This is a genomic window from Algoriphagus vanfongensis DSM 17529 (assembly GCF_000429465.1).
In the GTDB taxonomy this organism is placed as follows: Bacteria; Bacteroidota; Bacteroidia; order Cytophagales; family Cyclobacteriaceae; genus Algoriphagus; species Algoriphagus vanfongensis.
In genome coordinates, this window is the sequence record NZ_AUBX01000010.1 from 408,197 (window position 1) to 421,526 (window position 13,330).

The following is a 13,330-nucleotide window of genomic DNA, read 5'->3' on the forward strand; positions in this document are numbered from 1 at the left end:
CCTCCCCCTTCGAAGAGGGATTTGTCTCTCCTATCTTCAAGCTTCTGTCTTAAATATCCAATCTCGTTTCTCCTAATCTCTAAATCTCCTGCAACGAACAAACTCAATGCTTCCAATCATATTGATCTACTCCCTCCAAGCAGGCCACTAGAAGTGAAATGGAGTCAGCAATATCCTTTTTGTGTGCCATCTCAATCACCTGATGCAGGTGACGGGTCGGGATGGAAATCGCTCCCGCAATCGCTCCCTGTTTGCCCATCCGCTGCACACCAGCCGTATCTGTTCCTCCTGCTGTCAGGATCTCAGGCTGCCAGGTTATCTCTTTCTGATCGGCAGTTTGCTTCATAAAATCCACCATGCGATAGTCACAAATAGTCATGGCGTCCATGATTTTAATGGCTGTTCCTTTGCCAAGCTGAGTCACTTTTTCATGCGCCTGAGCTCCCGGCACGTCAAATGCAATCGTCGTATCCAAGGCAATCCCGAAATCCGGGTTGATACTGTGAGCGGCCACGTTGGCACCCCGAAGCCCTACTTCCTCCTGAACGGTAAAGGTCGCATAGACATCGTAAGGAGGATTGTCCAATTGCTTCAAAGCCTCAATCAGGATAAAAACTGCGACTCGGTTATCGATGGATTTGCAATTGACGCAATCGCCCATTTCGATGAGTTCTCGGTCACGCGTCACAGGATCACCCACGGAGATATACTTTTCTACTTCCTCCTTGCTCATCCCCAAATCGATGAAAAAATCGGTGGTTTTTGGCAGCTTATTTCTTTCCTCGGGACTCATGACGTGAATAGGTTTGGACCCCATCACTCCGACCAGATCCTTTTTCCCATGAACAATCACCCGCTGGGCAGTCAAGGTCTTCGGATCAAAACCTCCTAAGGTATGGAAGCGAAGAAAACCATTGTCATCGACATGGGTGACGATAAAACCAATCTCATCCATGTGTGCGGCCACCATGACTCTTTTGCCATCGGGATTGTTTTTGCCACGCTTAATCGCGATTACATTGCCCAGATTATCGGTCTTGACCTCATCGGCTAGTGGCGTCACCAAATCAACAACCAGATCACGAACTCGTTTTTCAAATCCCGGTGCTCCGGCTATTTCACATATTTGCTTTAAAAGTGCTACGTCAATATTCATAATTCCCTTTTTGAATTTCTAAGATATATTTTCCTTCCGGCTTTGCGATGTCCGGAAACAGAAAAGGCGCAAAGAATTCTCTGCGCCTTTTAAGTATTATTTCAATGATTAATATGCTCGTACAGTTTTTCCTTCCATAAAGTTGGCAAAAGATCGGTTGACCACGCGAGTACCTCCGGTGGTAGGATAGTCTCCTGTGAAATACCAGTCACCGATATGATCAGGAGTACATTTATGCAGGTTATTGACAGTCTGATAGATCACCTTCACTTCTGCCTTGATTTCAGGGTTGGTGACGATTTCGGAGATTTTTTCAGAAATCTCATCATCGGTGAAGTTTTCATAGACACGCTTCACAAAGTTATCCGGTCCTGATGGACTGGCGATGCAGGCATCGTAGGTTTCATCCAGTACATTTTCCAATCCTCTATCTTTCAAAAGCGCCAAGGCTGCACGGAAAGCTATAAATTCCTTCATTCGCGACATATCTATCCCATAGCAATCCGGGAATCTAATCTGCGGCGCTGAGGATACGATGATGATTCGCTTCGGATACAATTTGTCGAGGGTGGTCAGGATACTTTTCTCCAAAGTCGTCCCTCTCACAATACTGTCATCGATGACTACCAGCGTATCCACGCCCGGCTTGATCACCTCATAAGTAGTATCATAGACAGAGGAGACCATCACATCCCTTTCATCATCATTAGTGATGAAGGTTCTCAACTTCACATCTTTGGAAACGAGTTTTTCTACCCTTGGGCGGAAATTCAACAACTCTTCCAAATCTCCCATATGAGGTTTTCCCTCTATGAATACTTCTTTTCTCTTGGCTACAAGATATTCTTCCAGCCCTTCTATCATTCCCAAAAACGCAGTCTCGGCAGTATTTGGAATGTAGGAGAAAACTGTATTCTTCAAATCAAAATCAATGGCTTTGAGAATCTGCGGAATCAAAGCTTTTCCCAGATTTTTACGCTCCTGATAGATAGCAGGATCTGTCCCTCTGGAGAAATAAATTCGCTCGAAGGAACAAGATGTCTTGGCTCTGGCAGGCATGATCTCAGATTCTGCATAGGAACCGTCCTTATTGATAACCAAAGCATGACCTGGCTTGATCTCCTGAATTGCATTGAAATCAATGTTGAAAGCGGACTTGATCGCAGGCTTTTCGGAAGCCACCACGATCACCTCGTCGTCTGCATAATAATAAGCAGGGCGGATTCCTGAAGGATCCCGCACGACAAAGGAAGAACCATTGCCTATCAATCCGGCCATCGCATAGCCTCCATCAAAATCCCGACAGGATCTTCTTAGGATTCTGGCTACATCCAGCTCGTTTTCGATCACATGTGTGATCTGCTCATTGGAGTATTGATGCTTGTATTTGTCAAAAATGCGCTGATTCTCTTCATCCAGGAAGTGTCCGATTTTTTCCATCACGGTGACGGTATCGGTTTTTTCTTTAGGGTGCTGTCCTAGCTCTACCAACTTACCGAATAACTCCTCAACATTGGTCATGTTGAAGTTGCCCGCCATGACCAGATTTCTACTTCTCCAGTTATTTTGCTTAAGGAAAGGGTGACAGGTTTCGATGCTGTTTTCGCCATGGGTACCATAGCGAAGATGTCCCAACCATACTTCCCCGGTAAAAGCGATATTTTCCTTGAGCCAAGCCGCATCAGTCAGTGCATCATGGCCACCCAGTTTTTTCGCCTTTTTATATTTCTTGTTGATTTTGTCAAAAATGAAATTGACTGCCGAAGGCTCAATCGACCGGTACCTGGAAATGTACCTCGTACCCGGATGGGTGTCGATTTTGACATTGGCGACGCCTGCTCCGTCTTGACCTCTATTGATTTGTTTTTGCATCAGGACATACATCCTGTTTGCTGCATAGCCTGCAGTCCCGTACTTGTCAATGTAATATTGGGGGGACTTGCGCAGTCTGATCATTGCAATCCCGCATTCGTGTTTGATCGCGTCGCTCATTTCCTGGGTGTGCGTTTATTTTATTTGACAGTTCAAAGTTACAGGTTTTTAGAAGATAATTTGGTTTTAAAAAGTTCAGATTTACTTAACATCCGATTCATTTTTGATTTTAAGCAAGTTCCCCGTTCAAAATTCTCCTTTTTAAGATTTTTTTGGATCACTCTGACCAGCGATTCCCCACCTTCTCCACAAGTTTTAGGTGATAAAAAGCCCTTTCCGGTTCGTTTGGGCACTTGGCATACGATTAGCATTAAATCTATCAGCCAAGAGCAATCTAGGTGAATGGGTCCGGACCCTAACTACATAACTATCTAACCACAATTTTAAAAACCAACAAAACCATGAAAAAGTCAATGTTAATTGCCGCAATGTTTGTTTCAGGAGTCGCTTTGGCCACTCCACAACTTCAAACCATCCCTGCTCCCACTGCTGTGGAGATCCAAGAAGGGAAAGTAAAAATCGAGCCAGACGCTCTGCCTGATCCGGTAAAGACTACCATCGCCAATGATGAAGCTGTCAAAAGCCTGACCATCGCAGAAGCTTGGCAAATGACTTTGCCAGATGGCACCTTCCAGTTCAAGGTAGTCTTCGATGACGGTACCGAAGAGAAACTAGCAAAAAAATATGACCAAGACGGGAATGAAATCAAGGAATAATCCTTTCTGAGTTTTAAATTTAAAAGCACCAGCAAATTGTCTGGTGCTTTTTTTGTTTGACTTGGTCTTAGAATTTAATCCTATGAAAAAGATATTATTGGTAGAAGATGACCTGACCTATTCCAGGATCGTCAAGACATTTTTGGAGAAAAACGGATTTCAACTCGAAACCACCACCAAAGTCAAAGAAGCACAGCAACTCTTGGTATCAGGAAAATTTGATCTGATCATCGCCGACTTTAGACTTCCCGATGGTACTGGCATGGAACTGCTCCAGTGGTCCAAGAATGAATTTCCTCAGACCCAGGTCATTCTGATCACCCACTACTCTGATATCAGAATCGCCATCAAGGCGATGAAACTGGGAGCTTTTGAGTACATCACCAAGCCGATCAATCCAGACGAACTCCTCGCCACGGTTAAAGAATCACTTTCTTCCAAGCCAGAAGTCCCTACTCTGGAATCTCCCATCGAGAAACCGGCAACGATGGCTACCAAATCAGCTCCAGAGTCCAACTCACCCTATGTCGTAGGGCAGTCTCAAGAAGCAGACAAACTCGAAAAACACATTCATCTCGTCGCTCCGACTGATCTCAGCGTGTTGGTTTTGGGGGAAACCGGTACCGGTAAGGAGTTTATTTCCAGAAGAATACACGAGAATTCTGAACGGAAAAACGGCCCATTCATCGCCATTGACTGCGGGGCCTTACCCAAGGATCTCGCTGGAAGTGAGCTATTTGGTCACGTCAAAGGTGCTTTTACAGGTGCGCTAGAAAACAAAACAGGGCACTTTGAAGCTGCCAATGGGGGCACGATCTTTTTGGACGAAGTCGGAAACTTGAGTTATGAAGTTCAAATCCAACTGCTGCGGGCTATCCAAGAGAGAACCATCCGAAAAATCGGGGGAAATAAAGAAATCAAAATCGATGTCAGGATCATTGCAGCGACTAATGAAAATCTGCTTCAGCAGGCTGGAGAAGGACATTTCCGAGAAGATCTTTATCACAGATTAAATGAATTCACCCTGCATGCGATTCCGCTTCGAAGAAGAAAAGATGACCTAGAGGTCTTTGCAGAGCAGTTTTTGGAAGAAAGCAACAGCCGACTCAACAAGACTGTGAAAGGCTTTACATCTGAGGTTTGGGAAGTATTCTTAGGCTATGACTGGCCGGGCAATCTCCGCGAACTCAAGAACATCATCAAACGTGCTGTCTTGCTGACCAATGGTCCACTGGTAGAAAAAGAAGCCTTACCGAGTGACTTGCACGATCCCGAGCTGGCATTTACCACTCATCGAAGTGTGGCCAGCCCAAGTACCACATCACCCAATACTTCCCAAGAGTTGCCCTCTCCGCGTGATTATAAAAGTCAGTGGGTAGAGCAAGAGAAAGAACTGATTCAGCAGGTATTGCAGGACACCAAATTTAACAAGTCCAAAACCGCCCGAATCCTCAAAATGGATAGGAAAACGCTCTACAGCAAAATGGAAAAATACGGCTTAAATTAAGCCTAAGCAGGAGTTTTTGATTCGATAAACTCGGAGAGTTCGGTCAAAAGCTCCTGTATTTTTTGCTCCAGAATAAGCACCTGTCCCCCGATTCCTTTTTTGTTTCCTAGCTTGAGACTATTCTCTATTTTCCTCGCCAAATCCCCTGATTCAGCTTTGATCTGTCCCAGCCTGCTTCCGAGTTGATGGCAAATTTCCAAAATCACCTCGTAGCGCTCATTCAATCTCGCTTTCTGAAGTTGCTGAATATTCTTATTGGTTTCCTGAATCAGATCGTGCAGGATATCCTTGAGAAGAGCTTCATCTCCCATGCAAAACCGATTGAGATCCCGAAGGTCAAAGGAATCTGTCTGTACGGACTCGACAGTTTCGGTTTCACTCTGAATTTCCTCCACACATTCTGGGAAAAATCTACCCAAAATCGCCACAAGCGACATTTCCTGGAATGGCTTGAACAAAATATCACTGAACCCACGAGCAGACATTTTCTCTTTTTCTTCTACGAAAACATTGGCTGTCATTGCCAAAACAGGCTGTCCGTGGTATTCTGGATGAGATTGCAGTTTGGCGATCACGTCAAAGCCTGAAAACTCGGGCATCTGAATATCCAAAATAGCCAAATCAAAAGGCTCTTTGCCGTCAAACTGATCTCTGAAAGCCACTCCTCCATTATATAGCATTGTCTCAGCCCCAAAGTAATTGAGAATCTGAGACAAGTACTGAATCCCAATCGGATCATCGTCTACCAATAGAATTTTCTTCCCGCTCAAATTGAGCACAAACTGCTGATTATAAAGAGACTGAGTTTCCTTAGCAGCTACGCTTTCCATCGGCAGGATCACCTTCATCGAAGAACCTTTTCCTTCTTCGCTTTGCGCAATGATATTTCCTCCCATCAGCTGCACCAGCCTCTGCACGATCGCCAAACCAAGCCCAGTTCCTCCATATTTCCTGGATATAGAGGTATCCGCCTGGTCAAACTCCCGAAACACTTTGGACAAAACCTCCTCACTCATACCGATTCCACTGTCCTCTACTTCCACAGAAAGGGTATTATTTACCCAGTCTACCCGCACTTCTATCCAGCCATGGGAAGTAAACTTAAAGGCATTGCTCAATAAATTATTGACAATTTGCTTGATGCGGAGCTGATCTCCGACCAGCCATTTGGAGTCCGGCAGATTGAGGCGCCATTTGAAATCGAGGGATTTTTCTTGGGCTTTCAAATCGAAAAATTCCCGAAGGGAACCAAAGAGTTGCTCCGGGTCAAATGCCTCCGTCTCCAGCTTGAGCTTTCCAGCTTCCAGTTTGGAAAAATCCAATACTTCATCGACGATTTCCATCAACGTCTCCGAAGCAAACCCAATCATTTTCAACTGGGATTTTTGTCTATCATCAAGATCTGTCTTTTCCATGACTGATGTATAGCCTTGGATCACATGCAGCGGATTCCTGATTTCATGGCTCATGTTGGCCAAAAACTCCTGCTTCGACCTGGCCAGTTGCTCAGATTTTTGTCTGGAAACTTCCAGATTTTCCTGATACTGGCGATTGAGTTTGATTTCTTTCAAGATCGAATACACCATAAATCCAGACCCCAAGACTGCCAATAAGACCACCACAACCAAGAAAAAGGTCACATCGTAAGCCAAGCCATAGGCTTGCTGATTGTGTTCTTGGGAATTTTCCAAGATTCGCTTTTGCAGCAAACTCAGCAAATCCTGAATCGTAGAGATCACCTCACTTTGTTTGATGGAGAGATCTGTCTCCAGCTGAGCCAGATTTTCACGCTGTCTTCGCTCTTCCCGGTAGATCTGATTGATCACCCCACGAATATTATAAAGGATACTATCTAGGATCCCCACTCCCCGATTTCCGGTATTGGAGGAATTCTGCTGCAAAAAACCAATCAACTTATCCAATTCAGGAGCTTTGGCAACCTGCGAACTGGTTTCCTGACGAGTGGCAGGAGGCTTAACTGTAGACTGCTGTCGCAGGTCATTGATGATGACATCTCTTGTATTGATGTCCTGAAGGGGTTGATTTTCGAGGATTTCAGACCTCCGGCGAATACCCAACTCTACTTTTTGTAAGGCTTCTCTGGAAAAATTCCTATTGGCCAGATTGCTTTTGACTTCGTAGAGGTTTTCATAGCCTTCTTTCAAAGAGTCAAGATTGCTACGAACCTGCTGAATCTCCGCCAACTCTTCCTCATCATCTGCCAGAGATTCGAGTTCGGTCAATCCACTTTTCAAAAAACGCATCGTCGAGTCCTGAATCCGGAAGTCTCCATCAGGCCCAAACCTGTCAATCTGCGAAATCTGGATGATTTCAGCCTGCAGACTGTGCAAAGTGTCCAGTTTCTTATTGGGAGCAGAAAGCTGCTCCATCGTTTCCAGTAGTCGGTTGAGAGTATAATAGGTCAAGCCAGCCACCCCGATCAGGAAGATGGAGGCAAAGAAAAATCCAAGAACGACTTTTCCGGCAGCGATGGTATTGGGAGAGCGTTTTTTCATAGCAGATGCTCCCAAATTCCCCAATAACTATTCCATTCCTTAAAACTTCAGCAGAACATATCCTTGAGGAACGTAGGTCGTGATCGTAGTCAAAGCTGAGTGGGCTATCTCTACCCCGGACCAAAGATCGGATTTTTCCAAATTTCTGGCAATCATGGACTGCCCACAGACATAAAACTCAGCCCCAGCAGCTTTCAAAGCTTCGTAAACTTCCAAATTCGGATTGGCTGTTTGATGCCTTTTTTGGTATTCTTCATCTTGAAGCAAGGTAAAAATCGCTCCGCCGTGGATCACCACTTTCACATGAAGTCTGTCCTGCGGAACCCCAGCCAAGCCATGAAGATTCATCATTCTGGCGACATTGTCCACCCACCTGCTGACTGCGGCAGGATTATCCGGACCCGTAGTCATATCCACTAGGATCTTGTACTCCTTGGTCGGATCTGGCCGCTCAGTCGCTTCCGGGATCTCGTAGATTCCCCCATGTCCTTTGACGATGGGATACTGAGCTGTCTGGGCCAGAAGTGCCGATGAACTAATGAGTAAAAAAGAGAAACAGGCGAATAGGATTTTTTTCATAGCTGAAGAAATTGAGGGTAAAATGTAGGGAAAATTAAGGTAAAGAATCTGCCATTGGCATAAAAGGAGCTAATATTCTGTGGAGTAAAGAAACTCTTGAATTGATTCTAGCTCCCCTTGCTAGCCCACATTCATGTCCTCACTTTTGCTAATATTTCCTTTTAACCCGATTTAGTATCATCACGAATGGAGAGATTTTCATAAAATTCTGCTTCTAGATAAGCTGAACAATGTGTTTGAATTGAATTATTCAGTCTATTTAGATTTCGAAAACGCAAGTTTTTTTCTTATTTACTTGAATCAAACCTTTTCTTCCTTTGTAATTCAATAACATCGACAGAAGGAAGCACCATAGGTATTGTAAATTCAATTGTATTCACATTTTGATTTGAATTCCCTGACTCAATACTTCCTCCTATATTCAAAAATCCAGACATTACACCAATACCTCCTTTACTTTCGCTGCTTTCATTTATTGTCACCCCAATTTTAAAATTAATCTCAGTAACCTCTTGCCTACCAATTGAATCAGTTTTAATGAAAAATGAATCAGCATTTTTATAAGTTTTATCTGGAACCACTATAGCTCCAACTTCTAATAAATCTTCTTGAGATTCTTTAACTCCTTGAGCAATTTGAGTTAATGACTGTTTAATGAATTCTTTTAATTCCATACTTTAAAATACAAGTTTCTTTTTAACCCGTAAGTCCACTAAGTGAATTTTGATCATATTTAGTAAATCACCTGCTCACAAGACCAAAGGAAGCATATTTGCTTTTCACCAACATTCTTATCTCTACTAATGATAAAAAAATGAAATTCACTTTCACTTTTGAAGTTATTGGAAAACTCAAAAAATCTTTGTGAACCTGCAACTTTTACTCAGCCTGTATTCGTGTCTCACGAATAGAGAGGTATTTATTAAATTCTGCTTCTAGAATGGCTGAACATAGGGATTTTCATTCAAAGTCTTTACCTGAATGAAAACACTCAAGGGAGCCAGTTTTCCCAAACTCGCCCTTGTTCTTGCCAATAACAATGGAAATGGGATACTCAATCCTGCTTCTGAAGAAGCAGGATAACTCAACAAATCCGCACGGATCTGTGACTTTTTCTGTGAAAATTGTGTGAAATAAAAAACAAAAAAAGCCCTGAATTGCTTCAGAGCTTCTTTGTGCGCACGAGAAGATTCGAACTTCCACACCCGAAGGCACCACCCCCTCAAGATGGCGTGTCTACCAGTTTCACCACGTGCGCGGGATAGGGTCTGCAAAAGTAGAAATCCAATCCTTTCCAAGCAAACCCTTTTTCAGGCTTTTTGACCTTATTTGTAAACTTTTTTCTCTGCAGCTAGCAGTGTGTTGTAAAGCAGGGAAGCAATCGTCATCGGACCTACTCCACCAGGTACAGGCGTGATAGCTGAAGCTTTCTCCGCCACCTCATCAAACTTCACATCTCCCACCAGTCTAAAACCGGATTTCTTGCTAGCATCTTCGATTCTATGGATTCCCACATCGATCACCACGGCACCAGGCTTGACCATATCCGCAGTCACAAAATGAGGCTTTCCAAGCGCCACGATCAAAATATCAGCAGTTTGAGCTATCTCAGCCAAGTTTTTTGTTCGACTGTGAGTCAAGGTCACAGTAGCATTGCCGGGATAGTCATTTCTTGCCATCAGAATACTCATCGGGCTACCTACGATATGACTTCTACCGATCACGACACAGTGCTTACCGGAAGTTTCGATCTCATATCTCTTCAGCAATTCTACGATGCCATAAGGAGTAGCTGCCACATAAGCTGGCCAATTGAGAGCCATTCTTCCTACGTTTGCTGGAGTAAAGCCATCCACATCTTTCTCAGGCTTGATTTTATTCGTCACTTTCTCCACAGAAATATGCTTTGGCAAAGGAAGCTGCACGATCAATCCATCGATTTCATGATTTTCATTGATATCGGCTACGACTTTCAGCAGCTCCTCTTCGGAAATGGTCTCTTCCAGTCTGACTAAAGTAGATTCAAAACCACACTCGCCACATGCCTTCACTTTGGCATTGACATAAGTCTGGCTGGCTCCGTCATCCCCTACCAATATCGCCGCCAAATGAGGAATCTTCCCTCCTTCGGTTTTGATTTCCGCTACGCGAGCAGCTATTTCGGATTTAATTTGAGACGAGGTTAATTTTCCATCAATTAATGTAGCCATGCTTATTTTTAATTTTTGATTTTCAGTTTAGAGGCCTTAAATACGAAATGAGAAGTACGAAATACGGGCAAATTCAAAGCATCAACCCTTAATTCTTGATCTAGCTGTTTTTAAACTTGCAACAATGATCGCAACTAGTTCATTTGACTTACTTATCAGCCTAGTTAATTCTGGTTCTAATTCCGGCTTGGAGCAGATTTTCTCAAGCATTTCAAGAAAGAACAAACTTTCATCCGCCTCTTCTTCTACAATTTTTAGTTTATAAATAAAATCTGACTTTGCTCTCATAGCCGCCCGGTAATTGGCAGCGACTGAACTAGAGCATCGGAGAAGCTGATTCACATAGTTATTAAACTCTCTTGTTTGAGGTAATTTTGAGCAAAGAAACCAGACATCAATTGCAAATTTCTTTGTCCGATCTTTCAATTCTTGGCTCATTGGATAAATATTAGTACCAGAATATACCTCAATGTTTCATTCTTGCTCCTCAATTTCCCCCGACTTTATTTCAAAATCAAATATGTATGATTTGTCAATAAAATATGAGGATCAATTCAGCCTCGTACTTCGTATTTCGTAAATCGTTCTTTAAGTTGACGAACACCAAAGATGAAGATTTTGTGACCGAATTAGTCCAACTTCAACACCGCCATAAACGCCTCCTGAGGTACTTCGACGTTGCCAACTTGTCTCATACGTTTCTTGCCTTTTTTCTGCTTTTCTAGGAGTTTTCGCTTACGGGAGATATCACCACCATAACACTTCGCCAGTACGTTTTTACGCAAAGCTTTTACAGTTTCTCTGGCGATGATTTTTTGTCCGATCGCCGCTTGAATCGCGATTTCAAACATCTGACGTGGCACCAATTCTTTCAGTTTCTCACAAAGTCTCTTGCCCCATTCATAAGCTTTATCTCTGTGAACTACCGCTGAAAGCGCATCCACTGGCTCGCCATTCAGCATCACATCCAGTCTTACCATGTGCGACACCTGGTATCCGATCAGTTCATAATCCAACGAGGCGTATCCTCTGGATATGGTTTTTAGTTTATCAAAGAAGTCAAATACGATCTCTGCCAAAGGCATGTCGAAGGTCAGTTCCACCCGATCTGCTGTCAGATAAACCTGATTTTTGATTTGACCTCGCTTCTCCATACAAAGGGTGATCACCGCACCTACATATTCGGCAGCAGTGATGATGGAAGCTTTGACATAAGGCTCTTCAATATGCTTCATCTTGGTAGGCTCAGGCATATCCGAAGGAGCATTGATGACCTGATAGGTATCACTGGTCATGAGCGCTTTGAACTGCACGGATGGCACTGTCGTGATCACCGTCATGTCAAACTCCCGCTCCAAACGCTCCTGAATGATCTCCATGTGCAGCATTCCCAAGAATCCGCAACGGAAGCCGAAGCCCAAAGCAGCAGAGGTCTCTGGCTCCCATACCAAAGAAGCATCATTCAATTGCAGCTTTTCCATGGAAGCTCTCAGCTCCTCGTAGTCCGTGGTATCTACCGGATAAATCCCCGCAAACACCATTGGTTTCACATTTTCAAAACCTTGAATCGCTTTCTCACAAGGTCTTTTGATATGGGTGATGGTATCCCCTACTTTGATCTCTTTGGCGACTTTCACCCCAGAAATCAAATAGCCCACATTCCCGGCAGACATGGTCTGTTGGGGAATTTGATTGAGGCCCAAGATACCGATCTCATCGGCTTCATATTCTCTACCCGTGTTGACGAATTTGATTTTATCGCCCTTGCTGAAGGTTCCGTTGAAAATCCGGAAAATCACCTCCACACCACGGAATGGGTTGTAAACAGAATCAAAAATCATCGCCTGAAGTGGTGCTTCAGGATCACCTGTCGGAGCTGGGATTCTGGTCACGACGGCTTTCAAAATATCGTCTATTCCAATGCCTGTTTTGCCGGAAGCCAAAATAATATCCTCCCGATCGCAACCGATCAAATCAATCACTTCATCCGCTACCGACTCAGGGTCAGCTCCAGGCAAGTCGATTTTATTGAGAACTGGAATGATCTCCAGATCATGTCCCAAAGCCAAATATAAATTGGAAATCGTCTGAGCTTCTATCCCTTGAGAGGCATCTACGATCAGCAAAGCTCCCTCACAGGCAGCGATAGATCGGGATACTTCATAGGAAAAATCGACGTGTCCCGGAGTATCAATCAAATTGAGCGTATAGTCCTGACCTTCATGAGCATAGCGCATCTGGATTGCGTGGGATTTGATCGTGATACCACGCTCCCGCTCCAGGTCCATATTGTCCAACAACTGATCCTGCATGTCCCGGTCTGCGACCGTCTGGGTCTCCTGCAGCAATCTATCCGCCAGTGTACTCTTCCCATGATCAATATGGGCGATGATACAGAAATTTCTAATGTTTTTCATAAGCATTCGTGGCGCAAAAGTAGTAAAAATTAGACTTTTCCCTGTGATTTTTAATTGCTTTCCTGAAACTGTAAAATTTATACAGATAGCTACCAAAACGGAAGCCTTTCAAATACAAGAGAACTATAGACGTTCCCCCTTCCAATTCCCCACTTTCTCCCAAGACTGTGAAAATCCACCCCTAAAAACTGGGGAATTTCTCCACAGTAATCCTCACAGCATCAGTACTTTTTACCTCACTATTTAGGATCATTTAACTGAAATCGATTGCAAAAGGACCAATTTTACCCAATCTGG

Annotated in this window: 10 protein-coding genes and 1 tRNA gene; 2 read left to right on the forward strand and 9 right to left on the reverse strand. The window is 43.8% G+C overall.

All coding sequences use genetic code 11. The features are described from left to right. Nucleotides 1-103 precede the first annotated feature (103 nt). Together G460_RS0106975 and G460_RS0106980 are read right to left on the reverse strand one after the other, a co-directional pair. The gene (locus G460_RS0106975) at nucleotides 104-1,156 is read right to left on the reverse strand and encodes a M42 family metallopeptidase (protein WP_026954682.1); all 1,053 of its coding nucleotides are present in this window, start codon (nucleotides 1,154-1,156) and stop codon (nucleotides 104-106) included. A 108-nt stretch (nucleotides 1,157-1,264) separates the two neighbouring features. Then, nucleotides 1,265-3,148, reverse strand: a complete 1,884-nt coding sequence (locus G460_RS0106980; protein ID WP_026954683.1) for an amidophosphoribosyltransferase — start codon at nucleotides 3,146-3,148, stop codon at nucleotides 1,265-1,267. A gap of 341 nt (nucleotides 3,149-3,489) precedes the next feature. Between G460_RS0106980 and G460_RS21570 the strand changes: the two genes are divergently transcribed. Further along, complete coding sequence (locus tag G460_RS21570; RefSeq protein WP_157366881.1) at nucleotides 3,490-3,804, forward strand: hypothetical protein; 315 nt, start codon at nucleotides 3,490-3,492, stop codon at nucleotides 3,802-3,804. A gap of 82 nt (nucleotides 3,805-3,886) precedes the next feature. Further along, nucleotides 3,887-5,311 (forward strand): sigma-54-dependent transcriptional regulator, encoded by a 1,425-nt coding sequence (locus tag G460_RS0106990; protein ID WP_026954684.1) that lies wholly within the window; start codon nucleotides 3,887-3,889, stop codon nucleotides 5,309-5,311. A gap of 2 nt (nucleotides 5,312-5,313) precedes the next feature. Here G460_RS0106990 and G460_RS0106995 read toward each other — a convergent pair whose 3' ends face one another. The 7 genes from G460_RS0106995 to lepA all read right to left on the reverse strand — a co-directional run bounded on the left by G460_RS0106995 (nucleotide 5,314) and on the right by lepA (nucleotide 13,039). Further along, nucleotides 5,314-7,827 (reverse strand): hybrid sensor histidine kinase/response regulator, encoded by a 2,514-nt coding sequence (locus tag G460_RS0106995; RefSeq protein ID WP_026954685.1) that lies wholly within the window; start codon nucleotides 7,825-7,827, stop codon nucleotides 5,314-5,316. Nucleotides 7,828-7,866: 39 nt separating this feature from the next. Continuing rightward, a complete protein-coding gene (locus G460_RS0107000; RefSeq protein ID WP_026954686.1) occupies nucleotides 7,867-8,406 on the reverse strand; it encodes a DsrE family protein in 540 nt (179 codons plus the stop codon). A 287-nt stretch (nucleotides 8,407-8,693) separates the two neighbouring features. After that, entirely contained in the window at nucleotides 8,694-9,080 is a 387-nt protein-coding gene (locus tag G460_RS0107005) for a hypothetical protein (RefSeq protein ID WP_026954687.1), read from the reverse strand. A gap of 502 nt (nucleotides 9,081-9,582) precedes the next feature. Next, nucleotides 9,583-9,664 (reverse strand) — tRNA-Leu (locus G460_RS0107015). Nucleotides 9,665-9,731: 67 nt separating this feature from the next. Then, on the reverse strand, nucleotides 9,732-10,616 hold the full coding sequence (locus tag G460_RS0107020) for a bifunctional 5,10-methylenetetrahydrofolate dehydrogenase/5,10-methenyltetrahydrofolate cyclohydrolase (RefSeq protein ID WP_026954688.1): 885 nt from the start codon (nucleotides 10,614-10,616) through the stop codon (nucleotides 9,732-9,734). An 81-nt stretch (nucleotides 10,617-10,697) separates the two neighbouring features. Beyond that, entirely contained in the window at nucleotides 10,698-11,054 is a 357-nt protein-coding gene (locus G460_RS0107025) for a four helix bundle protein (RefSeq protein WP_026954689.1), read from the reverse strand. 191 nt (nucleotides 11,055-11,245) lie between these two features. Further along, nucleotides 11,246-13,039 (reverse strand): translation elongation factor 4, encoded by a 1,794-nt coding sequence (lepA, locus tag G460_RS0107030; protein WP_026954690.1) that lies wholly within the window; start codon nucleotides 13,037-13,039, stop codon nucleotides 11,246-11,248. Nucleotides 13,040-13,330: the final 291 nt, after the last annotated feature.